This window comes from Parafrankia discariae (genome assembly GCF_000373365.1).
Taxonomy (GTDB): domain Bacteria; phylum Actinomycetota; class Actinomycetes; order Frankiales; family Frankiaceae; genus Parafrankia; species Parafrankia discariae.
On the sequence record NZ_KB891102.1, the window covers coordinates 12,462 to 38,172 of the forward strand.

At 74.1% G+C, this 25,711-nt stretch carries 12 protein-coding genes and 4 pseudogenes (1 of these 16 running past the window's edge); 5 read left to right on the forward strand and 11 right to left on the reverse strand.

The genetic code is table 11. The features are described 5' to 3' along the window. The 8 genes and pseudogenes from B056_RS34590 to B056_RS0100060 form a co-directional block, all read right to left on the reverse strand. Nucleotides 1-490, reverse strand: a pseudogene (locus B056_RS34590) (beta-ketoacyl synthase N-terminal-like domain-containing protein) (its annotated part extends 316 nt beyond the left edge of the window); the annotation flags it as partial. Nucleotides 491-558: 68 nt separating this feature from the next. Beyond that, nucleotides 559-1,347 (reverse strand): phosphopantetheine-binding protein, encoded by a 789-nt coding sequence (locus B056_RS46340; RefSeq protein ID WP_456095359.1) that lies wholly within the window; start codon nt 1,345-1,347, stop codon nt 559-561. A gap of 60 nt (nt 1,348-1,407) precedes the next feature. Further along, nucleotides 1,408-5,169: pseudogene (locus B056_RS46345) on the reverse strand (SDR family NAD(P)-dependent oxidoreductase); the annotation flags it as partial. A 165-nt stretch (nt 5,170-5,334) separates the two neighbouring features. Beyond that, nucleotides 5,335-8,655, reverse strand: a pseudogene (locus tag B056_RS46350) (AMP-binding protein); the annotation flags it as partial. A 205-nt stretch (nt 8,656-8,860) separates the two neighbouring features. Then, on the reverse strand, nt 8,861-9,505 hold the full coding sequence (locus tag B056_RS0100045; protein ID WP_035749764.1) for an HAD-IA family hydrolase: 645 nt from the start codon (nt 9,503-9,505) through the stop codon (nt 8,861-8,863). 83 nt (nt 9,506-9,588) lie between these two features. Next, entirely contained in the window at nt 9,589-10,857 is a 1,269-nt protein-coding gene (locus tag B056_RS0100050) for a Gfo/Idh/MocA family protein (protein ID WP_230202743.1), read from the reverse strand. After that, nucleotides 10,854-12,032 carry a DegT/DnrJ/EryC1/StrS family aminotransferase gene (locus B056_RS0100055; protein WP_035749696.1) on the reverse strand — a complete coding sequence of 393 codons (1,179 nt, stop codon included), beginning with the start codon at nt 12,030-12,032 and terminating at the stop codon, nt 10,854-10,856. Before B056_RS0100055 ends, B056_RS0100050 begins: the two co-directional genes overlap by 4 nt. 431 nt (nt 12,033-12,463) lie before the next feature. Then, nucleotides 12,464-15,391 (reverse strand): BTAD domain-containing putative transcriptional regulator, encoded by a 2,928-nt coding sequence (locus B056_RS0100060; RefSeq protein ID WP_026239140.1) that lies wholly within the window; start codon nt 15,389-15,391, stop codon nt 12,464-12,466. Nucleotides 15,392-15,955: 564 nt separating this feature from the next. On the opposite strand from B056_RS0100060, the gene B056_RS0100065 reads away from it, so the two are divergent. Continuing rightward, nucleotides 15,956-16,468, forward strand: a complete 513-nt coding sequence (locus B056_RS0100065) for a flavin reductase family protein (protein ID WP_018499853.1) — start codon at nt 15,956-15,958, stop codon at nt 16,466-16,468. 16 nt (nt 16,469-16,484) lie between these two features. Here B056_RS0100065 and B056_RS0100070 read toward each other — a convergent pair whose 3' ends face one another. After that, the gene (locus B056_RS0100070; protein ID WP_018499854.1) at nt 16,485-17,183 is read right to left on the reverse strand and encodes a TetR/AcrR family transcriptional regulator; all 699 of its coding nucleotides are present in this window, start codon (nt 17,181-17,183) and stop codon (nt 16,485-16,487) included. 132 nt (nt 17,184-17,315) lie between these two features. Here B056_RS0100070 and B056_RS0100075 point away from each other — a divergent pair, with 132 nt between their 5' ends. Both B056_RS0100075 and B056_RS0100080 read left to right on the forward strand, forming a co-directional pair. Further along, the gene (locus B056_RS0100075) at nt 17,316-18,863 is read left to right on the forward strand and encodes an MFS transporter (protein ID WP_018499855.1); all 1,548 of its coding nucleotides are present in this window, start codon (nt 17,316-17,318) and stop codon (nt 18,861-18,863) included. Between the two features lie 112 nt (nt 18,864-18,975). Then, on the forward strand, nt 18,976-20,559 hold the full coding sequence (locus B056_RS0100080) for an MFS transporter (protein ID WP_018499856.1): 1,584 nt from the start codon (nt 18,976-18,978) through the stop codon (nt 20,557-20,559). Here B056_RS0100080 and B056_RS40120 read toward each other — a convergent pair. Continuing rightward, nucleotides 20,530-21,453 (reverse strand): annotated as a pseudogene (locus B056_RS40120) (ABC transporter permease); the annotation flags it as partial. The gene B056_RS0100080 and the pseudogene B056_RS40120 sit on opposite strands and share 30 nt — an antisense overlap. Here B056_RS40120 and B056_RS0100090 point away from each other — a divergent pair. After that, nucleotides 21,437-22,477: a 3-oxoacyl-[acyl-carrier-protein] synthase III C-terminal domain-containing protein gene (locus tag B056_RS0100090; protein WP_018499858.1), complete on the forward strand. Its 1,041-nt coding sequence runs from the start codon at nt 21,437-21,439 to the stop codon at nt 22,475-22,477. The pseudogene B056_RS40120 and the gene B056_RS0100090 overlap by 17 nt on opposite strands. Nucleotides 22,478-22,507: 30 nt before the next feature. On the opposite strand, the gene B056_RS0100095 is transcribed toward B056_RS0100090, so the two are convergent. Then, a complete protein-coding gene (locus B056_RS0100095) occupies nt 22,508-24,085 on the reverse strand; it encodes an ABC transporter substrate-binding protein (RefSeq protein ID WP_026239144.1) in 1,578 nt (525 codons plus the stop codon). Between the two features lie 367 nt (nt 24,086-24,452). On the opposite strand from B056_RS0100095, the gene B056_RS0100100 reads away from it, so the two are divergent. Next, a complete protein-coding gene (locus tag B056_RS0100100; RefSeq protein ID WP_018499860.1) occupies nt 24,453-25,709 on the forward strand; it encodes a hypothetical protein in 1,257 nt (418 codons plus the stop codon). Nucleotides 25,710-25,711 lie beyond the last annotated feature (2 nt).

Below are 25,711 nucleotides of genomic sequence, written 5' to 3' on the forward strand. Positions count from 1 at the left end.
GNGNGTAGTCNTGNNNCATCAGGCCGGTGAAGACACCCACCGGCTCCCCCCGCAACGAACCAGGATCAATCCCGGCCCGCTCCAACACCTCCCACGAAACCTCCAGAAGAAGACGCTGCTGCGGATCCATCGCCAACGCCTCCCGCGGCGAAACCCCGAACAACCCCGCGTCAAACCCCGCCACATCCCCCAGAAAACCACCCGCACCCGCCACCGACGAACCCCCACCCTCCCCCGCCAACCCCACCAGATCCCACCCGCGATCCGACGGAAAACCCCCCACCACATCCACCCCACCCGCCACCACATCCCACAGCCCCTCCACCGACACCACCCCACCCGGCAACCGACACGCCATCCCCACAATCGCCACCGGCTCCCGCCGGGCGTTCTCCAGGTCGAGTACCTGGCGCCGGCTCTGCTGCAGTTCGGAAAGGGCACGGCGCAGGTATTCGCGCAGCCGGTCGTCGCTCGCTGTTCCGTCGGACATGAGGACTCCTCCCTCGGGTGGAAGGGCTTGCTCCGGGTATCGGGGCCGATCGGGAATGGTGGACGGGGTCAGGAACCGAGCCCGCGGTCAAGCAGCTCGAACATCTCGTCGTCCGTCGCGGCGGTCAGGTCGAGACCGACGCCGTCGTCGTGCCGGGGACCCAGGGACGCCACGAGCGCGCGCAGCCGGGCGGCCACCTCGTCGGGAACGGCGATCCGGGCGTCCGCGACACCGGCCAGGACCCGCTCCAGGCGGGTGAGCTGATCGAGTACCGGGGAACTCCCCGGCGCCGGGCCGTCCGGGCCGTCCAGGTCGAGCAGGCCGAGCAGGTGCTCGGCGAGCAGGGCAGGGGTGGGATGGTCGAAGACCATCGTCGCGGCCAGCCGCACGCCCACCGCCGTGGCGAGCCGGTTACGCAGCTCCACCCCGGTCAACGAGTCGAAACCGAGCTCCTGGAACGTCTGGCCGACCCCCACCGCGTCCCCCGACCGGTGCGCGAGGACCGTCGCGGTGTGGGCGCGGACGACGTCCAGCAGTACCCGCCGGCGCTCCGGCTCTGCCTGGCCGGCGAGTCGTCGAACCAACGCCCGCCCCGGCTGGCCGGCATCGGCGCCGGCGCCGCCACCGCCGTCGCCGTTGCCACCGGGGCCTCCCTGGGCCGTCGGGCCGGTGGCCGGGCCGGCCGCCGGGATCAGCCCGCGCAGCAGCGGTGGCAGGTCGCCGGCCGCCGCGCGCCGGCGCAGCGCCGGGAGGTCGAGCGCCGCGGCGACCAGCGCGGCGTCCGCTGTGCGCAGCGCCGTCCCGAAGAGCGCGGCGCCCTCGGCGTCGGACAGGCCGCGGACGCCGCCCCGCGCCATCCGGTCGCGGTCGGCCGGCGTCAGGCTGCCGGTGAGGCCGCTCGCCCGTTCCCACAGGCCCCAGGCCACCGACACCGCGGGCAGTCCGAGCCCGGCGCGGTACTCGGCGAGGGCGTCGAGGTAGCCGTTCGCCGCGGCGTAGTTGCCCTGCCCCGCGCCGCCGAAGACACCGGAGGCGGAGGAGAAGAGCACGAAGGCCGCGAGGTCGAGCCGCGCGGTCAGCTCGTGCAGGTTCCAGGCGGCGTCGGCCTTCGGCCGGAAGACGGTGTCGAGCCGCCCCCGGTCCAGCGACGTGACGACGCCGTCGTCGACCACCCCGGCGATGTGGATGACCGCGGTGAGTGGGTGCGCGGGCGGGATGGCCGCCAGCAGCGCCCGCACCGCCGCGCGGTCCGCCGCGTCGGCGGCGACCACCTCGACGGTGGCACCCGCGGCGCGCAGCTCCGCCGCGAGTTCGGGGGCGCCCGGCGCGGCCGGGCCGGTGCGGCTGACCAGCACCAGGTGCCGGACGCCGTGCGCACGGACCAGCTCCCGCGCGACGATCGCGCCCAGGGTTCCCGTGCCCCCCGTGACCAGCGCGGTGCCGGCCGTCGGCGAGGCGATCGGGGACGTGCCGGCCGGTGGCCGCCCGGCCCGGGCCAGGCGGGGCACCAGCACTCGCCCGTCACGTAGGACCGCCTGCGGCTCCCCGACCGCCAGCACGGTGGGCAGCCGCGCCCGGGAGGCTCGCGGCGCACCGCCGAGCAGGACGAACCGGCCCGGATGCTCCGCCTGCACCGAGCGGACCAGGCCCCACACCGCCGCCGCGGCGGGCTCGCCCACGGGGTCGTCGGTGAGGATCACCAGCGGCCCCTCCACGCCCGCGTCCGGCGCGTCGATCGCCGCCGGAGCCGCTGGAGCTGTCGGGCCCCCGGGGGCGAGTCGCTCCTGAAGTGCCGTCAGGACCTCGGCGACCAGGAGACGGACGGCCGCCGGATCCACGCTCGCCCGCCCGGTGACGTCGAGGACAGCCGCCCCCGGCGGCTCGGCGACCGCCGTCGGGGTCGTCGGCGACAGTCCTGGCGGCGCACCGGGCGTGCCCGCGGGTGCCTCGACCCAGTCCACGCGGAACAGCGCGTCGGCGGTGCCCGCCGCGCCGTCGCCGGCCGAGCGGTCGAGCTGGTCGAGCTGCGCCAGCGGTGTCGCGCGCAGCACCAGGGACCCGATCTCGGCGACGGGTGCGCCGCCGTGGTCGGACACCCGGACGCTCACCCCGTGCGACCCGACGGCACCGGCGAGGTCACGCGGGGTGGCATGCACGCGCAGGGCCGTCGCGCCCGACGAGAAGCGACGGATGCCGCTCCAGGCGAAGGGCAGCAGGACGTGTCCCTCCTCGGCAGCGGGTACCGCACCGAGGTTCGTCGCCTGCAGCGCCGCGTCCAGCAGCGCCGGGTGCAGGCCGTACCCGGCGGAGGTCTCGGCGGAGATCTCCGCGGCCGGCAGCTCCACCTCGGCGAAGACCTCCCGGCCCCGGGTCCAGGCGGCGCGCAGCCCCGTGAACGCCGGGCCGTAGTCGTAGCCCAGGTCAGCCAGCCGCGGGTAGAAGCCCGTGAGGTCGACCGGGTGGGCGTCCGCCGGGGGCCACGCCTCGTAGCCGTGTCCGGGTTCGGTGACCTCGGCCGACAGGAGCCCCGTGCCGTGGCGGGTCCACCCGGCGCCGGCGCTGTCGTCGCCGCCGGCGCTGTTGCCGTTGCTGTCGTCGTCGGATGGCGCCGTCCGCTCCGGACGGGCGTACAGCCGCACCGGGCGCCGGCCGTCGGTGTCAGGCCCGTCCACGATCACCCTCAGGGTGACCGAGGTCTCCGCCGGAACCGCGAGCGGCGCCTCGATCAACAGCTCGTCGAGAACGGGGTGACGGACGCGTTCCCCCGCGTGCAGCGCGATCTCGATCCACGCCGTGGCCGGCAACAGCCGCACGCCGCGCACCGCGTGATCGGCCAGCCAGGGATGAGTCCGTGCCGACAGCCGGGCGGTGAACGCGACCCCGGCCGCCGCCGGCTCCGGGCCGGGCAGGTCGAGCGCGGCGCCGAGCAGGGGATGACCGGTCGCGTCGAGTCCGGCGGCGGTCACGTCACCGGGGCCGCGCGTGTGCGCCGCGAGCCAGTAACGCTCGTGCTGGAAGGCGTACGTCGGCAGGTCCGCCGCCGCACCGGGATGGCCGGTGGCCTCCGGTCCGGCGGAGGAGAGCACCCGCGCCCAGTCGACGGGGACGCCGGCCACGTGCAGCTCGGCCGCGGAGCGCAGGACCCGTTCGGGGCCGCCCTCGCCCCGGCGCAGCGATCCCACCACGGCCGCGTCGCCCAGGCCGGCCTCCTCGAGCACCTCCCCGATGGCGGGCACCAGCACGGGATGGGCACCGATCTCGACGAACGAGCGGAACCCCTCGCCGGCGAGGGCGCCCACCGCCTGGGCGAACCCGACCGTCCGCCGCAGGTTGCGGACCCAGTAGTCGCCGGTCAGCTCGGCTCCCGCGATCCAACGGCCTTCCACCGTGGAGAAGAACGGGATCCGGGGGGCCCGCGGCCGCACTCCCGCGAGCAGCTCGGCCAGCTCCTCGGCCACGGCGTCCACCTGGGAGGAGTGCGACGCGTAGTCCACCGCCACCGACCGCGACCGGACGCCCTTCGCTTCCAGCGTCGCGACCAGCTCCGCCAGAGCCGCCAGGGTGCCCGAGACCACGGTCGTCGCCGGGCCGTTGACCGCGGCCACCTCGGCCCCCGGCGGCAGCAGGCCGGCCACTTCCGGCGCCGGCAGGGCGACCGACATCATCGCGCCGTGGCCGGCCAGCCGCGCGGCCACCACCTTGCTGCGGGCCACCACCACCCGCACCGCGTCGGCCGTGTCCAGCGCTCCCGCCGCACACGCCGCCGCCACCTCTCCCTGCGAGTGGCCCACCACCGCGGCCGGGGTCACCCCCAGTTCACGCCAGGCCCGCGTCAGTCCCAGGGCCACCGCGAACGACGCCGGCTGCACCACGTCCACTCTTTCCAGCAGACCGTCCGGACCCTCGCCGCGCAGCACGTCCCCGAGCGACCAGTCCACGTGCTCCGCCAGCGCCCGGGCGACCTCCTCCACCGTCTCCCGGAACGCCGACGACAACACCGACGAGCCGGTCAGCAGCCCGGCCCCCATGCCCACCCACTGCGCGCCCTGGCCCGGGAACACGAAGACGACGCCTCTCCCCCGGGGACCCGCCGGGCCGGAGACCACGGCCGGGTCGGGGAGGTCACGGGCCAGCGCGTCCAGCCCGGCGACGAGCTCGTCGCGCCCCGCGGCCACTGCGACCGCGCGCCGCGCGAGCCGCGCGCGGGTCAGCAACGCCGCGGCGACCGCCGGCACCGGGACGTCGCTCCTGGCCCGGACGAACTCCGCCAGCCGCTCGGCCTGCCCGCGCAACGCCGCCGGGGACGCCGCCGACAGCACTACGGGAACAGGAACATCTCCGGCGGCGTCACCCTTGGCGGCGTCGCCCCCGGCGGCGTCGACAGCCCCGGCCGGCTCCACCGGAGCCTGCTCGATGATCACATGCGCGTTCGTCCCGCTCACCCCGAACGACGACACACCCGCCCGCCGCGCCCGCCCCACCTCCGGCCACGCCACCGGCTCCGTCACCAGCGACACCGCACCCGCCGACCAGTCCACCTGACCCGACGGTCGATCCACGTGCAGCGTCCTCGGGACCACCCCCCGGTCCAGCGCCTGAACCATCTTGATGATCCCGGCCACCCCGGCGGCAGCCTGGGTGTGCCCGAGGTTCGACTTCACCGACCCCAACAGCACCGGNCCCGCCACCACATCCCACAGCCCCTCCACCGACACCACCCCACCCGGCAACCGACACGCCATCCCCACAATCGCCACCGGCTCGTCCGACCCGGCGCGCCGGGGCCGCGGCTGTCCGGCGGCGGGCACCTCGCCGAGCAGCCCGCGCCGCAGCTCGCGGGCCAGGTCGAGCGGAGTGGGATGGTCGAAGGCCACGGTGACGGGCAGCCGCAGTCCGGTGCTCGCCATCAGCCGGTTGCGCAGCTCGACCGTGGTCACCGAGGTCAGTCCGAGGTCACGGAACGCGGTTCCCGCCGCTACGGCGTCCGCGTCGGCCCCGCCGGTGACCCGGGCGACCTCGGTGCGGACCAGGGTCGTCAGCAGCCGCAGTCCGTCGGCCTCGGGCAGGCCGGCCAGCGTCGTCCGCAGTTCCACCGCGACGGCGTCGTCCGGGGGCCGGGGAGTGGCCAGGGCGTCGATCAGCCCGCGCAGCGGCGCGGGCGGGGCTGCGTCGGCGAGCGCTGCGGCGTCCGGGCGCAGGACGGCCAGCACACCCTGGTCGGCACCGAGCGCCGCGTCGAGCATGGCCAGGCCCACTCGGGCACGCAGCGCCCGGGTGCCGGGCAGTTCGGACAGCCCGCTGCCCTCCCACGGCCCCCAGCTGACGCTGGTCGCCGGCAGGCCGCGCGCGGCGCGGTGCTGGACCAGCGCGGCGAGGAACACGCTCACCGCGGCCTGCTCGGCCAGCCCCCTCCCGCCGAGCAGGCCCGCGGCCGAGGAACACAGGACGAACACCCGGGTCTCCGGCCCACCGATCAGGTCGTGCAGGTTGAGCGCGCCGGCCAGGGTCGCGGCCAGCCGCCGCTCGTCGTGCTGGAAGCCGCTGACCGGCCCGGCGACGCTCGGGGCGTGGAAGACCGCGCAGACCGAGCGGGCATGACGGCTCAGCACCGCCGCGAGCGCCGCGCGGTCGGCGAGATCGCACGACACGTGGGTGACCGTCGCCCCCGTACCCGCCAGCTCGGCCCGCAGCGCCTCGGCCGGGTGGTGCGGGCCCGCGCCGCCCGCGTCACTCACGACACCGGGATCGCTGACGAGCAGCAGCCGGCGGACCCCGTAGCCGGCCACCAGGTGGCGGGCCAGCGCGGCCCCGACCGGGCCGTCCGCGCCGGTGACGACCACCGTCCGCAGCGGGTCACCGAACAGGTTCCCGCCCGTCGGTGAGTCCTGGTCGGCCAGGACGGCGGCGACCCGGGCGAGCCGGGGCAGCAGGACGACGCCCTGCCGCACGGCGACCTGCGGCTCGCCCGATTCCACCACGGCCGGCAGGGCCGCCGCCCCCGCCGGGTCGTCCACTGTGAGGTCGAACAGGACGAAACGGTCCGGGTGTTCGGTCTGCAGGGTGCGCAGCAGTCCCCACAACGGAGCCCGGATCAGGTCCTCGACGTCGTCATCGGGGCCGACGGCCACCGCCCCCCGGGTGGCGATGACCAGCTTCACGCCCACCAGGCGCTCCTGCTCGAGCCAGCCGGCGATCTCCCCGGACAGCCAGGTGACCGCCCGCGCCGCGTCGTCGGAGAGAACACCCGCCTTGCCCAGTACGGACCCGCACGTCAGCACGGCGAGGTCGGGAATCTCGTCGCCGGCGGCGGCGGCGCGGCGCACGGCGTCCAGGTTGGGGTACTGGGAGACCACGATCCCGGCCTCGGTGAGCACCGGCGCGAAACCGAACGCGTCCGCGCCGATGATCGCCCACCGCCGCTCGGCGCCGGCCACCGGCGCGGACGACCCGACCGGCGGGACCGGGAGGGCGGGACCGCCGGGCACACCGGCCTGGACGGCGCCCGCGGCGTGGTCCGAACGGCCGCGGACCGAGGACGACGTCACCGACGGACGCGGCACCCAGTCGACCCGGAACAGCGCGTCATGGTGACCGCTGCTGGCGGCACGCAGCCGCGCCGGACGTTCCAGCAGGACGTGACGGGTGATCTTCCCCGAGGAGGTGCGCGGGATGCTGTCGATCTCGTAGAGCTCCTCGGGCACCTTGAAGTACGACAGCCGCTCCCGGCAGACGGCCAGCAGGCGGTCGGGGTCGAGTCCTTCCGGGCCGGGCACCAGGAAGGCCACGGGAACCTCACCGAGCAGGTCGTGCGGGCGGGCGACGACCGCCACGTCGGCCACCCCCGGGACCTCGCGCAGCACCTCCTCCACCTCACCGGGATGGATGTTCTCGCCGCCCCGGATGATGAGCTCCTTGATCCGGCCCGTGATGGTGAAGTAGCCCGCGTCGTCCCGGCGGGCCAGGTCACCCGTCCGGTACCAGCCGTCGCGCAGCGCGGCGGCGGTGGCCTCGGGCTGGTTGTGGTAGCCGACCATCACGTTCGGCCCGCGTACCCACACCTCGCCCTCGGCTCCGGCGGGCACGTCCTGGCCGGTCTCCGGGTCGACGAGGCGCACCCCCAGGCCGGGGACGGGCAGACCGCAGGAACCCTCCACCCGCGCGCCGGTCGGCCAGTTGATGGTGATCGATCCGCAGGTCTCGGTGCTGCCGTAGGCGTCCAGCAGCGGGGCGCCGAACGTCTCCTCGAAGTCACGGCGCAGCTGCGCAGTGGTGATCGCCCCCCCGACGAGGCACATCCGCAGGCTGGGCGCGGTGAAGCCACTCTCGCGGGCCGCCCGCACGAGGTAGTGGTACATCGTCGGGACCCCGGCCAGGAAGGTCGAGCCGTCCTCCTGGATCGCGGCGAGCACCTCCTGGGCGGCGAAGCCGTCGAGGAGCCGGGCACTGGCCCCGACCGCCGTCACGCCGAGCACGCAGGCGATGTGCGACAGGCTGTGGAACAGCGGAAGCGGCCACAGGACACGGTCCTGCCCGGTCAGGCCGGGGATCGGGGCGTAGCAGGCCGCCACCGACCACAGGCAGCTCCGCTGGGTCGACAGCACGCCCTTCGGGCGCCCCGTCGTCCCCGACGTGTACAGCATCCAGGCGATGTCGTCGAGGCCCAGGTCGTCGCGGGCCGCCGAGCGGGGCTGCGCGCCCGCCAGTCCGGCGAACGACAGCGCTCCGGCCGGGGCGGTCGGCGGCGGGGTGTGCCCACCGGTCACCACCACCCACAGGTCGGGCCGATCCCGGAGGACGCGGGCGACCAGGTCGATCCGCGCCGGGTCGGTGACGACCAGCCGGGCCCCGCAGTCGTCGAGCAGGTAGGCCAGCTCCGTCTCGGTGACCCGGGGGTTGATCGGCACGCCCACCACGGACGCCCGGGCGAAGCCGAGATAGCTCTCGACGGCCTCGACACAGTTGCCGAGCACGATCGCCGCCCGGTCACCCGGCTGCAGCCGCAGGTCGGCCAGGTGGCCCGCCAGCCGGCCCGTGCGCCGTTCCAGTTCCGCCCAGCCGACGCCACGGCTGGCATCGCGAAATGCGATCCTGTCACCGAGACGCTCGGCGTTCCCGCGCAACAGCTGGGACAGCGGTGCGATCAGTTCGGTGCGCAGCATTCGCATTCCTCCGTCGGGTTGGTCCGTCGGGTGCGACGCCCGGCCGGCGCGTCGGCGATGTTCCAGAAACGACACCGCGGCAGCCTGGCGGCCTTTACCAGTCTGACCGAGAAATGCGGATAAGCCTCCCCTGGAGCACCCCTGTTCCAGCCCCCGGCTTCGGCCGGCGCCCCCCTGCCGCCCGGGGCGCCGGCCGACGTCACGCCGACGCTCAGCCGACCCCCGCCGGCTGGACCGGCAGGACAGCCAGCAGGTCGGCCGGCCGCCGCAGCACGAGGTCCGGGCCGGCGCCGAGGAGTTCGGTCTCGTCCGGCGTGCCCCACAGCGCGGCCGCCGAGCGGACTCCCGCGTCGCGGGCACTGCGCAGGTCGGTCACCGCGTCCCCGACCATCAGGGCCCGTTCCGGGCGGGCGCCGAGCAGATCCAGCGCCCGCAGCACGATGTCGGGCGCCGGCTTCGGGCGGGCGACCTCGTCGGAGCCGACCACGTGGTGGAAGCGGCGCAGCAGATCGAGATGCGCCAGCAGGTCGCGCGCCCGCGAGCCGGTCTTCCCCGTCGCGACGGCGAGGCCGTACCCACGGTGGCGCAGGGTGTCGAGGAGGTCGACCACACCGTCGTAGACGAGGACCTCGGCCCGCAGCCGATGGCTCTCCCGGACGAACGGCCCCTCCATCGCCGCCGGAAGCCCCATGATCCGCATGATGTCGAGAAAGTATCTGCCCTGGTGCCGCTGGTATTCAGTGAAAGGCGCCGGGCCGGCGCCGACGACCTCGGCGTAGGCGATCCGGAATGCCTCCCGCATCACGGCGAAACTGTCGACGACCACGCCGTCGAGATCGAAGACGACGGTATTCATGGAATCCAGGTCGGCGGAATCCAGGAGAGGGTTTCGCCCGGGTCCGGACCGGACGGGATCGACGGCCGCGATCTCGTTCCCCATCAGATCCCTCCTGACCGCGGGCCGCCGCCCACCACCGCCGGCGAGCGGGCCGAACGGTAGAACCGTTCCACGGCGTCGACGGCGCGCCGCGCCTCCGCGACGGCGCGTCCCCGCGTACCCGGGTCGGCGAGCAGACCCGGCAGCTCGTCGAGCTGGCGGGCGTACTCAGCGCCCACCGGCTCGGTCGGCACCGGCACCCGGACGGTGTCGCCGTCCCGCTTGTAGGTCAGCACCGACCCGTCCCGCCGGTTCGGGCTGAAACCGAAGGTGCAGCTCAGCGTGGCGGTTCCCGCGCTGCCCTCCACTCTGATCACCGTGCTGTCGAGCGCCTCGTGGGAGGCCCAGCTGGCACGCAACGACACCGACACCCCGGTCTCGGTGACCAGGAACCCGCGAGCGGTGTCCTCGACGTCGCCGCGCCGTCGCCGCGCCGCCTCGTGTCGGCCGGAGTCGGGGTCACCGGCATGACGCCAGCTGGCTCCCCCCACCCCGCTGCGGACGAAATCGGCCGAGACGGTGCCCACGACCTGGGTGAAGGCCGCGGTACCGACCAGCGGCGCGACCGTGTCGAGCAGGTGCCAGCCGAGGTCGAGCAGTGCGCCGCCCCCGGCGCGCGCGGTGTCGGTGAACCAGCCACCGGCGTCGGGTACGCCTCGGGCACGCACCCAGGCCAGCTCGACGTGCCGGATCGTCCCGCAGGCCCGCGCGAGGGTGTAGAGCGCCCGGACATCGGCCCGGCAGCGCGCCGCGCTGCCGGCGAGCAGCGCCGCCCCGCCCGCCCGCTCGGCCCGGGCCAGTTCGTCCGCCTGCGCGCCGCTGAGGCACACCGGCTTCTCCAGGAAGACAGGCAGGCCCGCGGCGAGCAGTTGCCCGCCGACCGCACTGTGCAGGTGGTTCGGGACGGCGACGACCGCCAGGTCGATCTCGTCGGGGCGGAGCAGATCCGGGCTGGCGAGCAGGGGCGCGTCGACGCCGTCCGCGGCGACCGCCGCGCGGGCGTCCACGTCGAGGTCGACCGCCGCGGCGACCGTGAACCTCGGATGATCACGCAGTCGGGGCAGCCAGATCGACCTGCCGGCCCAGCCCAGCCCGACGACGGCGACCCGGACGGCGCCGGTCCCGGCCCCGCGTGCCCCCGACCCCGACCCCGACCTCGACGGCTGCGGCTGCGGCTGCGGCTGCGGAACGGTCCCGCGCGACTGGACGGGCACCCGTCGCGCACCGACCGCCCCCGCCGAACCCACCGCGCCCGCCGGCGGGGCGCTCACCACCCGCTCCGGCTCTGGTCCGCCGCCCACGCGACTATCTCGGCGACGTCGCGGATCTGCTCCTCGGTGCCGAGCAACGTGCGGTGGTGCAGCCAGATGCCGTCGGCGGCGACCGCCTCGGCGTTCGGGCATCGCCGTGTGAGGTCGTCGACGGACGCGTCCGGTGCCCCCGTCTCCCAGAAGCCGTCGGAACGGTAGATGACCCGGAACGCGGCGAAGGCGGGCAGGCCCGCCACGACCAGCCGGTCGACGAACTCGTTGCGCTGTTGTTCCACCAGCCCGGGAACCCGGAACATCGCCATGTAGTGCGGTTTGCGGTCGCAACGCGTGTCGCGGGCCTGCGGGACGACACCGTCGATTTCCGCGAGTAGTTTCGCCAGCAGCGGCCAGCGCTTCTCGCGGGTGTCTATCTGGCTGTCGAGCCGTGCCAGCTGAACCCGCAGCACGGCCGCGGAGAACTCGTTGAGCCGGAAGTTCGAACCCGACGTCTGGTGGAAGTAGAAACGGTCGGTCCTGGGACGTCCGCAGCTGTGCCGCAGGAAAGCCTCCTCCCGCAGCCCGGCCGCGGGGAAGAGAACCGCGCCGCCCTCACCGGCCGTCATGAGTTTCCCGTTCTGGAAACTGAAGGCGGCGACCGTGTCCAGCTCCCCGACGCGCCGTCCCTGCCACCGCGCGCCGTGCGCGTGCGCGGCGTCCTGCAGGAGGGGGACACCGGTGTCGGCGGAGAGCTTACCGAGCGCGTCCATGTCCGCGACCTCGCCGGCGATGTGCACCGGCATGATCGCCCTGGTGCGCGGGCCCACGGCCGCCGCCGCGGCGGCGGGGTCGATGTTGTAGGTGAACGGATCGACGTCGACCGGTACGGCGACGGCACCGAGACGCTGTGCCGCCTGCGACGACGAGATGAAGGTGAAGGCCGGGACGATGACCTCGCTGCCCGGCCCGACCCCGAGGACCTGCAGTGCGAGCTCGAGGGCATGCGTGCCGTTCGTGACGGCGAGACCGTGCTCAGCCCCGTGGTACCGGGCGAACTCGTCCTCGAAGGCGTCGACCTCGCCGCCCCCCATCCGCCACCACTGACCCTGCTCCAGCGCACGGACCAGACCTGCGCGCTCGCCGTCGTCGTACTGCGGCCACCCCGGGAGGGGTGACCGCAGAACCGGGGCAGCACTCATCGCTCTCCTCATTTCTCACCACTGTCAGGAGACGTTTCTCCCGCACACGTCGAACGTCGGCAGATACCGCACCCGTGCTTTTCGGAATCCGCCGAGACCCGCCCCGTCCAGCAGCGAAAGCGGCCGACCAGCATGATTCGAATTTTTTACAGATTAACCGAGGAATTGTTTCTCGTCAGCCCCAGATGCAACCCCTAGAACCCCCCTCCAACCGATCCGAAGAGATCACGGCATGGCGTGAACGTGAGCGGTGAACCGACCGTTACGAGGGCCGGGAACCCGGGAATTCGATGGTCACGATCCGCTCGGGATCGGCACTTCGGCGTCGTCCCACGGGACGGATCAGCACACGCCGAAATCAGCGTCCGACGGGAAGCGTCCGACGGGATCAGCGCGCCGGGCCGGATGCCGGTGCCAGCCAGACGCCGGTATTAGCCGGACGCGGCGGTGAGGCTGTCTGCGCGGCGGTGGTGGTGCCGGCGGAGGTCGTCCTGCGCCGTCTTTCCGTGCTCGTCACTGAGCCAGCGGGCGAAGCACAGGTGCCACTCCCCCCGGACCGCCCGCGGGATCTGCGAGTAGGCGACATCCCGGACGAAGACATGCCGGAACTCGTAACGTGGGTCGGGGTCGGCGACGGTCGGTACCTGCCGCAGCACACCCCGCCGTTCGAGGTACTCCAGCTCCCACAGGACGTCCTCGCGGGTCAGCTCGCACTCGGCCGCGACCGGCGCGGCCCAGATCGTCGCGCCGAACACCGCTGCGCCCTGCAGGACCAGGCGGCTGCGTGGCGGCAGGGTGTCCAGCCACGCGGCGATCACACCGTGAACCGTGCGCGGGATCGACACCATCGCGGCGACCGGGCCGACCGGACCGGCGCTGTCAATCGTCAGCGCCGGGGACGCGCCGGCGCCGTCGGCGCCCTGGGCCGCTCTGAGCATCTCGACGAGGGCGATCGCGAACAGCGGATTGCCGCCCACCTTCGCGACCGTCGCGCACTCGTGGGCCGCGGGCCCGGGGCCCTCCTCCGCGGCGGACGGCCGCCCCGTGGACGCCGGGCGCAACCCGTACCGCACCGCCAGGTCGACCATCAGCTGCTGGACGGCGTCCGGGGAAAGCTGGTCGAGGGACATCGTCGTCGCGTCACGCTTGCCGCCGGCCCAGAACGGCCGCCGTTCGAGCAGGTCCGGCCGGGCGCTGGCGACGACGAGCAGCGGAACGTGGCCCAACTGCTCGTCGAGCACCTCCAGGAAGTCCAGCAGCCGGTCGTCCCCGCGATGCAGGTCCTCGACGACGAGCACCGTCGGGGCCACCGCCGCGAACCGCCCGAGCGCGCGGCGCCAGGCCGCGAGTACGCCCGACCCGTCCGCGCCGCCCGGCCAGGAGGGGTCCAGCAGCGGGACCAGTTCGGCCGCCAGCCGCCGCGCGGCGCCGAGGGGGGCGCCGGTCATCCCGACCGCGGCCGCGAGCTTCGTCACCGCCAGGTCACGGGTGTCGTCCTCGGTGATCCCCGCCCAGGTGCGGGCGACGTCGGCCAGCACCTCGAACGGACCGCTCGGGAACCTCCCGATCCGGCCGTGCAGGAACTGGACGGCGCTCGGGCCGGCCGCGTCGCCGGCCTCCCGGCAGAACTCCCACAGCAGCCGGCTCTTGCCGATGCCCGGCTCGCCGAAGATCGTCACCAACCGTGACCGGCGGCGGCGGCCGGTCTCGGCGAGCAGCCGGTGCAGCAGCTCCTTCTCATGTTCCCGCTCGAGGAAGGGCACGTGGAGCGTCCCCTCACCGCCTGTCGGACCGGCCCCGAACGCGGTCTCCAGCCCACCCGAGCGCACCGCCACCACACCGCCGACACCCCGGCCGTGCTCATCCGTCAGGGCATGGGTGAAGGCTCCGTCGGAGGCCGCCCTGGTCGCCTCGCAGACCCGTAGCTCCCCCCGGGGCACAGCGGCCAGCAGGCGCATGCACCGGCCGGTGACGTCCCCCGACATCCCCGCGGAGGCCGGCGACGCCGCGGCCGCCGGCGTGGCCTGGCTGAGGGTCGCGAGGACCTCTCCGGTGGTGACGGCCATCCGCAGGTCGTACTGCCCGGCTCCGCACGCGGACGCCTCGGCCGACGCGGCGACGGCCCGCCGGATCGCCAGGCCCGCGCGTACGGCGCGTTCGGCGTCGTCCTCCCGGGTGCGGGGCAGACCGAAGACCGCGATCCACACCGAGCCGAGGGCGGTGTGGACCTCACCGCCGAAACGGGCGGTCTCAGCCCGGACCGTGGCGGTGACGGCCCGCAGGATCCGGTCGGCGTCCTCCGGGTCGGAGAGCTCCGAGCTCCCGGACCCGATCTCGAGGCGGCCGGCGAGGACGCTGACCCATTTCCGGGCGGAGCGCATGCCCGGGGCCAGGGCGGGGACGGCCTCCACCGCGGACGGCCTCACACCGCCGTCGCCGGCGGCCGCGACACCACGGCTCACGGCGAACGCTCCGCGGTCCCTGCCGGCACCGCGGTCCCTGCCGGCCCAGCTGTCCCTGCCGGCACCGCCACCCGTGATGGCACCGCTACCCGTGATCAGACGACCCGGGGTGAGAAGCGCGCCGTGACGGGAGGTGAGCGCGGCCGTCGACCGCGGGGTCAACCAGGGTTCGTGGTCCAGGATCGCGCGTTCCAGCCGCTGCAGCTCATGCCCGGGATCGAGACCGAGCTGGTCGACAAGGGCACCCCGGGTTCGCCGGTAGCGTTCGAGCGCGTCGGCCTGCCGGCCGCAGCGGTAGAGCGCCAGCATCAGCAGCCCGGTCAGCCGTTCCCGGAGCGGGGTCGCCTCGACAGCCGCCTCCAGCTCGGGCACGAGCTCCTGGTGGTGGCCGAGGGCAAGCTGCGCCTGCGCCCAGTCCTCGAAGGTCACCATGCGCGCGCTGTCCAGGGCGGCGACCTCCGGCCAGGCCAGGCCCTCCTCCACCAGGTCGGCCAGCGCGGGCCCGCGCCAGTGACCGAGCGCGGCCGCCAGGGTCGCGGCCGCGGCGGCCCACGAACCGGCGGCGAGCTCCGTCCGGCCACGCGCGCTCAGATCCTGGAAGGCGGGCAGGTCCACCTGGTCGGTGCGGACGCTGAGCTGATAGCCGGGGGGCCGGGTCAGCACGTCCGCCCCGCCGCTCAGCGTCCGGCGCAGGCCGGCCACCGCGTTCTGCACCATTTTGCGCGCGGTCACCGGGGGGTCCTGGTCCCAGAGGGCCCGCAGCAACCTGCTGGTGGCCACCGCCGTGTTCGGATACAGGAGCAGGAAGCCGAGCGTGGCGCGCTGGTGGACACCGGGTACGACGATGGGCTGGCCGTCCCGGATCACTTCCAGCGGCCCCAGCACGTGGAATCGCACTCTGTACTGCCTTCTGCGCGCGGAACGGCCCGCGGGCCCGGCCGGACGGCCCGACCGTGGCTGTGGGGATGTTCCTTGACCGGCTTGCGGGGAAGGGCGACGTCTCGATCCAACCGTTCGCTCCGTGCGCGCGGCCGCCCGAGGGGGAATGTCAACCGGCCGGGCATCGCCGGCCGGGCAGGCGGCGGCGCTAGCGACAGGTCGCGCCGTTGACCCGCTCGCAGTCCAGATAAATACGGCGAGTCAGGAACAGATCACCGCACACGTGGGGAAGTCTAGGCGGCACAGTGAGTGGCTGTCCACAGCGCCCGCGGGGGAGGACCGCGCCGCAGGCCGGCGGGGCCACGGCTCGGCGCGGCGCGCCGCCCGAGCCGTCCAGCGCCCCACCTCGCCGGATACCGGGACCGGAAAATTCCCTGTGCGGAAAGGGAAGAGAAGGCGGCCGAAGGACGTCCTAGGTGAGCGGAGTGACGCGGGCCCGCGGCGCAGGGGCCCGCGTGAGGCGTGCCCTCCGGCCGGAGGCGCGAGTGGTCGCGGGAGACTCCCGGCGAGAGGAGACCTTGGATGGTCAACGCCCAGCTGACCGCCGTCGACGCCGCGGCGGTCGACCGGCGCCTGCTGCGCACGACGTTCGGCTGTTTCCCCAGCGGCGTCACCGCCGTGTGCGGGCTCGCCGGCCGGGAGCCGGTCGGGATGGCGGTGAGCTCGTTCACCTCGGTCTCGCTGGACCCGCCGCTGGTCTCGGTGTGCGTGGCGAACTCGTCCAGCACCTGGCCCCGGCTGCGGGTGCTCGACCGGCTGGGGGTCAGTGTCCTCGGTGAGGCCCACGACCTGGCGGCGCGCCAGCTGGCCGCCCGCGACGGCGACCGGTTCGCCGGCATGGACCTGACCTCGACCGCCGGCGGCGCCCTGTTCGTCGCCGGGTCGGCGGCGACGCTCGAATGCGAACTGGTCAGCGAGCTGCCCGCCGGCGACCACCTGATCGCGCTGCTGCGGATCCACGCGCTGGACTCCGACGCGAACGTCACCCCGCTGGTCTTCCACGGCAGCCGGTTCCGGCAGCTGACCAGTATCTGATCCGCCCGGCGGGCCGTCAGCGGCGGGCGGGCCGCCAGGTTCGCATGGCCTCGTCGAGGTCGGTGTGGGCGAGAGCGGGCCGCGGCAGCGGGGTGGGCCCGTCGCGCCGGGGGCGCAGGCCGTCGAGCAGGATGGTGAGGTAACGCCGCCACAGGCGCGGGTCGGTCTGGCGGCTGTACTCGGCGACCGCCCCGATCATCATCTGGATCAGCGCGATGTCGGTCATCTCGATGTCCGCGCGCAGGTGGCCGTCGGCCTGGGCGCGCGCCACGAGCTGGCCGACGACCGGGCCCAGGCGCTCGCGTGAGGCGGCGATGCGGTCGCGGCCGTACGTGGAGCTGACCATGATCTCGTAGAGGCCGCGATCGGTGGCCAGGGCCTCGATCGTGAAGATCAGGAAGTCGACCAGGGCCGTCCAGGAGTCGGCCTGGGCCGCGGCGCCCTCGGCGCGGGTCACCATGTGGTCGATCTTTTCCTCGAACAGGGCCTCGACCAGGTGCTCCCGACTGGGGAACCGGCGGTAGACCGTGCCGATGCCGAGCTCGGCGTGCCGAGCGATGTCGTCGAGCGTCGTCTCGAGGCCTCGCTCGGCGAACAGCTCCCTGGCCGCGGCCAGGATGCGCCGGCGGTTGCGTTCCGCGTCGCGGCGCAGCGGCCGCTCAGCCGCCACCGGTCCGGCCGGGTCGGCCGGACCGGCTTCTGGTGTGAGGGTCACCTTACGAATCTACCACGAGATCGGAGTCACACTCTCCACTTGGAGGATGATCCTCCACTTTGCGTTAGCGTTCCCCTCGAGCAAAAGTGGAGGAAGTTCCTCCGATCCTTTCGCCTGAGGGGAACCACGCCCATGACCACCACCAGCCACGACGCCACTGGCCTCGTGACCAGCGGAGCCCGACCCCCCGACCCGATCCCCACGCCCCGGGCGGGCGGGTCCGAGGCGGCCAACCCACACCACGCCCGCCGCTGGCTGGTTCTGGGCGTGCTCGCCGTCGCGCAGCTGATGGTGATCCTCGACGCGACGATCGTGAACATCGCGCTGCCCTCCGCCCAGCGGGACCTGGGCTTCTCCAACGACGCCAGGCAGTGGGTCGTCACCGCGTACGCCCTGGCCTTCGGCAGCCTGCTGCTGCTCGGCGGGCGCGTCGCCGACCTGTTCGGCCGCAAGCGGACCCTGCTGGTCGGGCTGGCCGGCTTCGCGGTCGCGTCCGCGGTCGGTGGCGCGGCGACCAGCTTCGGCATGCTGGTGGTCGCGCGCGCCACCCAGGGCGTGTTCGGCGCGCTGCTCGCCCCCGCCGTCCTCGCCCTGCTGACGACGACCTTCACCGACGCGCGGGAACGCGCCCGGGCGTTCGGCATCTACAGCGCCGTCGCCATCGTCGGCGGCGCCGTGGGGCTGCTGCTCGGCGGTGTCCTCACCCAGTACCTGGACTGGCGCTGGTGCCTGTACGTGAACCTCGGGTTCGCGGTCCTGGCCCTCGCCGGCGGCGCCGCGCTGCTGCACCACACGCCCAGCGACGACCGTCCCCACCTCGACCTCCCCGGCACGCTCACCGTCTCGGCCAGCCTGTTCGCCATCGTCTACGGGTTCGCCAACGCCGAGACCCACTCCTGGTCCGCCCTCGGCACCTGGGGCTGCCTGGTCGCCGGCGCCGTGCTGCTGGCGGTCTTCGTCGTGCTGCAGACGCGGGTCGCCCACCCGCTGCTGCCGATGCGGGTCCTGCTCGACCGCAACCGCGCCGCCGCGTACCTCACGGTCTTCGCCGTCGGCATCGGCATGTTCGGGATCTTCCTGTTCCTCACCTACTACCTGCAGCAGAACCTCGGCTTCTCGCCGATCCGCAGCGGTCTGGCCTTCCTGCCCATGGTCGCCGCGGTGATGATCACCGCGACCACCGCGACCAGCCTCCTGCTCCCCCGCGTCGGCGCCCGCCTGATGATCAGCGGCGGCATGCTCGCCGCCGCCGGCGGCATGCTCTGGCTCACCGCGCTGGACGTCGACAGCACCTACCTGGCCGACATCCTGCCGGCCCTCGTGGTCATCGGCCTGGGCCTCGGCCTCGCCACGTCACCGGCGATGAACGCCGCCACCAGCGGCGTCGAGCCCCGCGACGCCGGCGTCGCCTCGGCGACGGTCAACACCGCCCAGCAGGTCGGCGGCTCCATCGGCACCGCGCTGCTGAGCACCATCGCCGCCAGCGCCACCAGCGACTACCTGCACGGCCGCACGCCCACCGCGGACGTCCTCGCCGCGGCCTCGGTGCACAGCTACACCACCGCGTTCGCCTGGGGCGCGGCCATCCTCGCGGTCGGCGGGATCATCTGCGGCCTGCTGGCGCGCCCCGGCGTCCCGGAGGCCGGCGAGGCCACCGCGCAGGCGGCACCGCACCTCTGAGACCAGCGGGGCGAACCGGTCACCGCGCGACGGATTGGTTGCTCGCGAGCGCTACCGCGACGGACGATCGGAAGGTTGGCGCCGCCCGCGCCCACGCGGGGGGAGAACGCGAATGCCGACCGTGCCCGGGGACGCCACGCACGAGGGACCCGCCGCGCGGCGGCAGGTCCTGCTCACCTGCCTGGCCGCGATGTTCGCGACCACCTTCACCGCGACGCTGCTCACCGTCTCGTTGCGGACGGTGGCCGACGACCTCGGTTCCAGCACCGGGGTGGTCTCCTGGGCGGTCACCGGTTCGCTGTTCGCCCTCGCGGTGGCCATGCCCATCCTCGGTCGGATCGGCGACATCCGGGGCCACCGGCGGACGTTCCTGATCGGTACGACCCTCGCCGTCGTGTTCTCGCTGGCGACCGGGCTCGCGTGGGACGCCGCGTCGCTGATCGGATTCCGCATCATCGCCCAGCTCGCGGGATCGGCGACGATCCCGGCGTCGTTCGCGATGCTGTTCGCGGTCTTCCCGCCGCAGGAACGGGTGCGTCCCTCGGCGTGGGCGTCGGGAGTGCTGTCCGGGGCGGCGGTGACCGGTCTCGCCGTCGGCGGGCTGATCATCGACGCCGTCGGGTGGCGGGCGGTGTTCTTCATCCAGGCCGGGATCGCGGTCATCCCGCTGGTCGCGGCGGTCCGGGTGCTGCCACCGGACCGGGGCGGGCAGCGCCGCCCGCTGGACCGCACCGGCGCGGTGGTGCTGGCCGCCGCCGTCTTCGCGCTCACCTTCGGGGTGAACCGGGCGGCGGCGTGGGGGCCGCGGCCGGTCGTGATCGCGCTGCTCGTCGCGGTGATCCCACTGTTCTGGCTGCTCACCGTGGTCGAGCGGCGCAGCGCCGACCCGGTCGTCCCGATGGAGCTGCTGGCCAGCCGGGATGTCCGCACCGCCGGGCTGACCTCGTTCCTGGTCTCCGCGGCGCACCTGGGGAACTTCCTGGTGACCCCGCTGCTGCTGGAGGGGGTCTTCGGCCTGTCGGTGGCTCTGACCTCGGTGGTGACGATGTGCCGCACGCTGTCGATCGCGCTGGCCGCGCCGTCGGCGGGCTGGGTGGGCACCAGGATCGGGCCGCGCGCGCTCGCCTCGACCGCCGGCGCGGGTTACATGATCGCACTGATCGTGATGGCCTTCGGTACCCGCTCCGATGCGCTGTGGCTGGTCATCATCGGCCTGATCGGCAGCGGCCTGGCCTTCGGGCACGCGCAGCCGCCGCTGATCGTGCTCGCCAGCAACGCCGTGCCAGAGGGCAGTTTCGGGCTGGTCACCTCCCTGCAGCAGACGGCGGGCCAGATCGGCGGCGTCGTCGGCACGAGCCTGCTGTCCGCGGTCGTCACCGACACTCTGCGCCCCGGGCCGTTCGCCGCCGCCTACCTGATCGCCGCGGGGTTCGCCCTGCTGGGCGGGGCGACGGTCCTGCTGGGCTCACGGCGCGCCGCCACGCCCCCGGATCCGGGTTCGGGCGAGGCCGCGGCGACCGGCATCGCGCAGGCCCGCCGCGGGCCCGCCGCCCGGTTGGCTCTCGCCGTCCGCCGCGACCCCGGGCAGGCGGCTCGGCGCGCCCAGCAGGTGGGCCAGCGCGACCCCGGCGATGCTCTCCGCCGCGAGCAGGCCGACCAGCACGACCAGCTGGAAACGCGCCGCCTGCCCGGGTGAGGCCCCGCCGAACAGCGCTCCGACGAACGCGCCGGGCAGGGTGACCAGCCCGACGGTGCGGGTCTGGTCGAGCGCGGGGACCAGCGCCTCGGAGACGCTGTCGCGCGCGATGTCCAGGCATGCCCGCCGCGGCGTCGCGCCGAGCGCGAGCCAGCCCTCGACCTCCTCCCACCGCAGCCGGAGCCCCTGGGCCAGCCGCCGCCCGGTGAGCGTGCAGGACGTCATCGTCCCGCCGACGAGGCTGCCGGTGAGCGCGATCAGGTTCCGGGTGGACGGCTCGAGCGCGCCGACCGCGAAGACCACGCCCATCGGCAGGCCGGCCCCGACCACGCAGGAGACGAGGACCGCCCGGCCGGCGGGCGCGAGCTCGGTGAGCCGGCGGGCCGCCGTCCCCACCGCCGCGGTGAGCATGAGCACGACGACGATCACCGTGGTCGGCGGGGCCGCGAAGACCCCGCGCAGGGCCAGGCCTATGAGCGTGAGCTGGATCGCGGCGCGCAGCGAGGCGGTGAGGACGTCGCGGCGCCGGCCGACCCGGGCCCAGGTGAGCGCGCCCACGGCGAGCGCCAGCAGGAGCAGGAGCCCCGCACCGAGACGCAGGTCCGCGTGATTACCCACCGGTGGACAGCGGCGGTTCCGCGGCGGGCGGGTGCGGTCGGGCCATCCCGGCAGTGTCCCGCATCCCGGCCCGCGGCGGCGGCCTGAAATCCTGCGTACCGACCACCGACGGTCCGCGGATACGTCACCTGGCCGACCGGGCTTCGTTTCCAGGTCTTTGCGACACCGCTGAAGGTTCCGCCTATCCTTGACAGGTCGATGGTGGTTCCCGTTGTGCCCTGCCGCCCTGCCCGCCACCCGCTGGGGAGATCGCGACCACATGAGGACTGACACCATCCACGTCAACGCTGCCGCGACCTGGCTTCCCCCGCGCCGGCAGCCGCCCTCCGAGGTCGGCGCGACACCCGAGGACACGGGCTACACCGCGCTGGCGGTGTCGGACGGGCCGTCCGCGCCGGAGATGGCGGTGCTCGCCGCCAACGCGGCGCTGGCCCGGGCCGGCTGGCGCGGCGCCGAGCTGGATCTGCTCCTGCACGCCTGGAGCTACTACCAGGGGCACGACTTCTGGTCACCCGCGCACTACATCGCCGACCAGCTCGGCGCGCACGACGCGATGCCCGTCGGGATCCAGCAGATGTGCAACGGGGGTGCCGCGGCGCTGCAGTCCGCGGCCGCCCACCTGCTCGGCGACCCGACGATGACCCGGGTGCTGGTCACCACCGCGGACCGTTTCCACCCGCCGGGCTTCGACCGCTGGAACAGCGACCTCGGCGTCGCCTACGGGGACGGCGCGAGCGCGGTGCTGGTGAGCCGGACGAGCCCCGCGGCGTCCGCGGCCGACATTCCGGCGGGGCTGCGGCTGGTGTCGGTGACCTCGGTGTCGGCGCCGAACCTGGAGGCCATGCACCGTGGTGACGACCCGTTCGGCGCCGCCGCGCGTTCGGCGGCGGAGTCGGTCGACGTCCGCCGCACGAAACGCGCCTACCTGCGTCGCAACGGCAGTTCCGGCTACCGGGCGACCGAACGGGAACGTCTCGAGACCCTGCTGGGGCTGGCCATGAAGGAGGCCGGCGCCGACGTGGGCAGCCCGCGGCTGCGGTGCGTGGTGCTGCCGCGGGTGCACCGCGGTCCGTTGCGGTCGGTCTTCGGCCCGGTCGTCGAACGGCTGACCGGCGCCGAGGCGGTCGACTTCGGCCGCTCCACCGGGCACCTCGGCGCGGGCGACCTGACCGCCGGCATCGCCGACCTGCTCGACCGCGAGCTGCTCGCGCCCGGTGAGACGGCCCTGGTCATAAGCACCGGCGCCGGTTTCACCTGGTCCTGCGCGGCGCTGACCGCACCCGGCCCCGAACCCGTCTGATCCATACCGGGCCGGGGCCGGCGCCCGGACCTACTTCTGCATCCACAGCTCCTCGGGCAGCAACGAGCCGAGCCCGTACTGCGCGAGACCGCCCACGTTCTTGCCGGAGACGGCGCTGAGTGCGACCCGCTGGAGGAAGATCCCGGGGGTCAGTTCGGTCAGCCGCCGCTGGACGGTGTCGTAGGCGGCCTTGCGGTCCGGCTCCGCGGACGAGGTCCGCCCGGCGCTCAGCGCCTCGTTGAGCGCCGCGTCGTCGACCCCGGCCACGTTGGTGGGCCGGCCGCCGTAGAACGCGGTGTACAGCTTCGGTTCCGGGTCCCGGAAGAACGCGGAGGTGATGAACGTGTCGAAGTCGTGCGTCGCGTTCATCCTGCCGTAGTCGGCGAGCTGGACGACCTTGACCTGCACCTTGACATTCTTGAAGCCGCTGAGCTGGGCCTGGACGTTCTCGGCGATCGCCCGGCTCTCGGAGCTGGGGAAGCTGGTGAACGTGAAGGTCACCGGCTTGCCCTCCGCGGCGAGCTCGTCGAACAGGCGCTGCGCCTTCGCCCGGTCCGCGCGTCGCAGGGGCGTCGGAGAGTAGAAGGGCGAGGTGTCGTCGAACAGCGTCTCGGCGGGCTGCCCGTCGCCCTCGTAGACCGCCAGGTTCAGTGCCTGCAGGTCGAGCGCCGCGGCCACCGCCTGGCGGGCCCGGATGTCGTCGAACGGTGCCCGGCGCAGGTTGAGCGCCATGAAGATGCCGCCGTTGACCGGCTTGCTGATGCTCGGGAGGTCGGCCTCCGCGGCCTTGTGGAGGTTGACCCAGTCCGACTCGACGGCGACGTCCGCGCCCCCGGTGAGCAGGGTGTTGTAACGCTGCCTGGACTCGACGGCCGCGCGGATCGTGAGGCTGTCAAGGTAGGGCCGGGGCGCGTCCCAGTAGCGCGGGTTCTTCACCAGTTCGATGTCGGCCTGCCGGGTCCAGTGCTCGAGCTTGAACGGGCCGGCGCCGACGGGGTTCTGCTCGAACACCTGTGCGCCGCGCTGCAGGGCCGCGGGTGAGGCGATCCAGTTCATTCCCGTGCTGAGGACGACCTCGGCGAAGTTCGGCACCGGCTCGACCATCGAGATCTTCAGGGTGCGGGCGTCCACCGCCTCGGTGGAGGCGACCAGCGCGGCCTCACCGCGGTAGCTCGACGCGTTCGCGGGGTCCTTCAGGCGCTCCCAGTTGAACTTCACGGCGGCGGCGTCGAGCGGGCTGCCGTCGGAGAAGACCAGCCCCGGCCGCAGGCGGAGCTCGAAGGTGGCGCCGTCGTCACCGGTCGTGAACGACTCGGCCATCTTGTGGACGACCTGGCCCTTGTCGTCGTCGATCATCAGTGTCCCGTACAGGGCGTTGCCCACGACGGCCGTCGCCGCGTAGGCGTTGCCGAGCTTGGCCGGGTCCATGCTGCTCGTGTCGGCCAGCATGAGGATCCGCGCCCTGCCGCCCGCCACCGGCGTCCCGGTGGCGCCCGTCGCGGCGGTGCCCGTGGCGCTGTCACCGTCGCCACCACCACCGCACGCCCCCAGGATCAGCGCCACGGCGCCTACGGCGGCGGTGGCGAGTAATCGCCTCGTACGGATCATCGTCGTCCTCTCTCCAGTGCCCGCTGACGTGGCCACGCACGGCATACCGGGCCGTCGGGGAGTGAACTGTGTCACGCTGTTTTAGCGGAGTCAACGTCTACATAAATGCTCGGCTGCGTACTTTTATTTACGAGAACTAGGTTCTACCTAGTGAGGTCATGGCGGTGCCTGACGGGCCGCCGCGCGGACCGCCGCGCGGACCGGCGCTTCGGAGCCGCGCTCCGGCGTCCCGAACGGCCGGGCGCGTTGGTGGCAGCGTCCGTCCACTGTCGATCGGGGTCCGGGCACCTGGCACATAACGTTTGCCTGCCGAAGGCGTCCACGCGCCGACCGACCCCGCGCGCGCCCACCTGACAAAGGGGTACCGATGCCATCCGCGCCGCGAGGCACCGACACCTACGCCGGCTGCGCGCGTCCGCAGCCCGTCGGGGTGTTCCCGCTGCCCGCCGGATTCCTCCTGGTCCCCGGCGGCGAGACGACGTCCGGGCTGTGCCGCACGCTGGCGGACGGCCGGCTGCCCGCCGCCTGGCCACCGGAGCTGGCCGCCCTCGAGCTCGCCTACCGCGGAAACGTGATCGCGGCGGTCGATCTGCTGCGCGGCGACGACCCGGTCACCCGCTACAACCGGTTCGTGCTCCGCCCGGCCGGCCGGCCCCCGGAGGACCCGGCCGCGCTGCGCGAGGCGCTCGGCGCCGAGCTGGGCATCCTGGTCGACGTCGTCCGCTTCGCCCTCGGCGAGCTCGACGAACCGCCGGCGCTGACCGGGGAGACCGGGGAGATCGCGGCCCTGGTGTGGTCCGCGCACGCCGCGCACGCGATGGCCGCCGGCCGCCTCGACGACGCCGCGCGGATGCTCGGCGAGGGCGTCGCCGCCGCCGCCGACCCCTCCCCCGGGCTGGCCGCCCAGCTCATGGCGACGGCCGCCGGACTGCGCCGCGACGCCGAGGGACCGACCCCCGCCGTCGCCACCGACCTGACCGCCGCGCTGGCGGCGCTGGAACACACCGACCTGGCCACCGGACGCGCCGAGCTGCACCTGACACTCGGATCGGTCCACCACGAGCTGGCCGGGGACGACCTGGCCGGCCTGCGGACCGCCGCCGAGCACTACCTGGCCGCGCTGCGCCTGATCACCGTCGACACCGCCCCCGAACTGTTCGCGTCCGCGCAGGTCAACCTGGCCGGCGCCTACCTGGCCATGCCGATGAACTCCGCGTCCGACCAGCTGCGGATCGGGGTCGCCATGCAGGGCCTGCGCACCGCGCTGACCGTGTACACCCGCCAGTCCCATCCCGAGCAGTGGGCGAGCACCCAGCTGAGCCTCGCGAACGCGCTCGTCTACGCGCCGGCCGCGCACCGGCGGGACAACCTGGTCGAGGCGGTCGGCCGCTACCAGGAGGTCATCACCACCCGCGAGGGCCTGGCCGACCCGCTCGGCTACGCCCGCGCGCTGGCCAACCAGGGCAACGCGCTGGCGCACCTGGGGGCCTTCCCACAGGCGACGGCGGTGCTGCACGAGGCCCGCTCGGTCTTCGAGCGCAGCGGCGAGACCGCCGCCGCCGCCGCGGTCCGGGAGGTGCTCGACGAGATCGCCCGGCACGTCGCGACGAACCGGGCGACGTGACA

What these genes read in the sequence shown, in the direction of transcription:
- B056_RS46340 (WP_456095359.1), bottom strand. Translation starts at nt 1,347, where the DNA reads ATGGCGCGGGGCGGCGTCCGCGGCCTGTCCGACGCCGAGGGCGCCGCG.
- B056_RS0100045 (WP_035749764.1), bottom strand. Translation starts at nt 9,505, where the DNA reads ATGAATACCGTCGTCTTCGATCTCGACGGCGTGGTCGTCGACAGTTTC.
- B056_RS0100055 (WP_035749696.1), bottom strand. Translation starts at nt 12,032, where the DNA reads ATGAGTGCTGCCCCGGTTCTGCGGTCACCCCTCCCGGGGTGGCCGCAG.
- B056_RS0100065 (WP_018499853.1), top strand. Translation starts at nt 15,956, where the DNA reads ATGGTCAACGCCCAGCTGACCGCCGTCGACGCCGCGGCGGTCGACCGG.
- B056_RS0100075 (WP_018499855.1), top strand. Translation starts at nt 17,316, where the DNA reads ATGACCACCACCAGCCACGACGCCACTGGCCTCGTGACCAGCGGAGCC.
- B056_RS0100080 (WP_018499856.1), top strand. Translation starts at nt 18,976, where the DNA reads ATGCCGACCGTGCCCGGGGACGCCACGCACGAGGGACCCGCCGCGCGG.
- B056_RS0100090 (WP_018499858.1), top strand. Translation starts at nt 21,437, where the DNA reads ATGAGGACTGACACCATCCACGTCAACGCTGCCGCGACCTGGCTTCCC.
- B056_RS0100095 (WP_026239144.1), bottom strand. Translation starts at nt 24,085, where the DNA reads ATGATCCGTACGAGGCGATTACTCGCCACCGCCGCCGTAGGCGCCGTG.
- B056_RS0100100 (WP_018499860.1), top strand. Translation starts at nt 24,453, where the DNA reads ATGCCATCCGCGCCGCGAGGCACCGACACCTACGCCGGCTGCGCGCGT.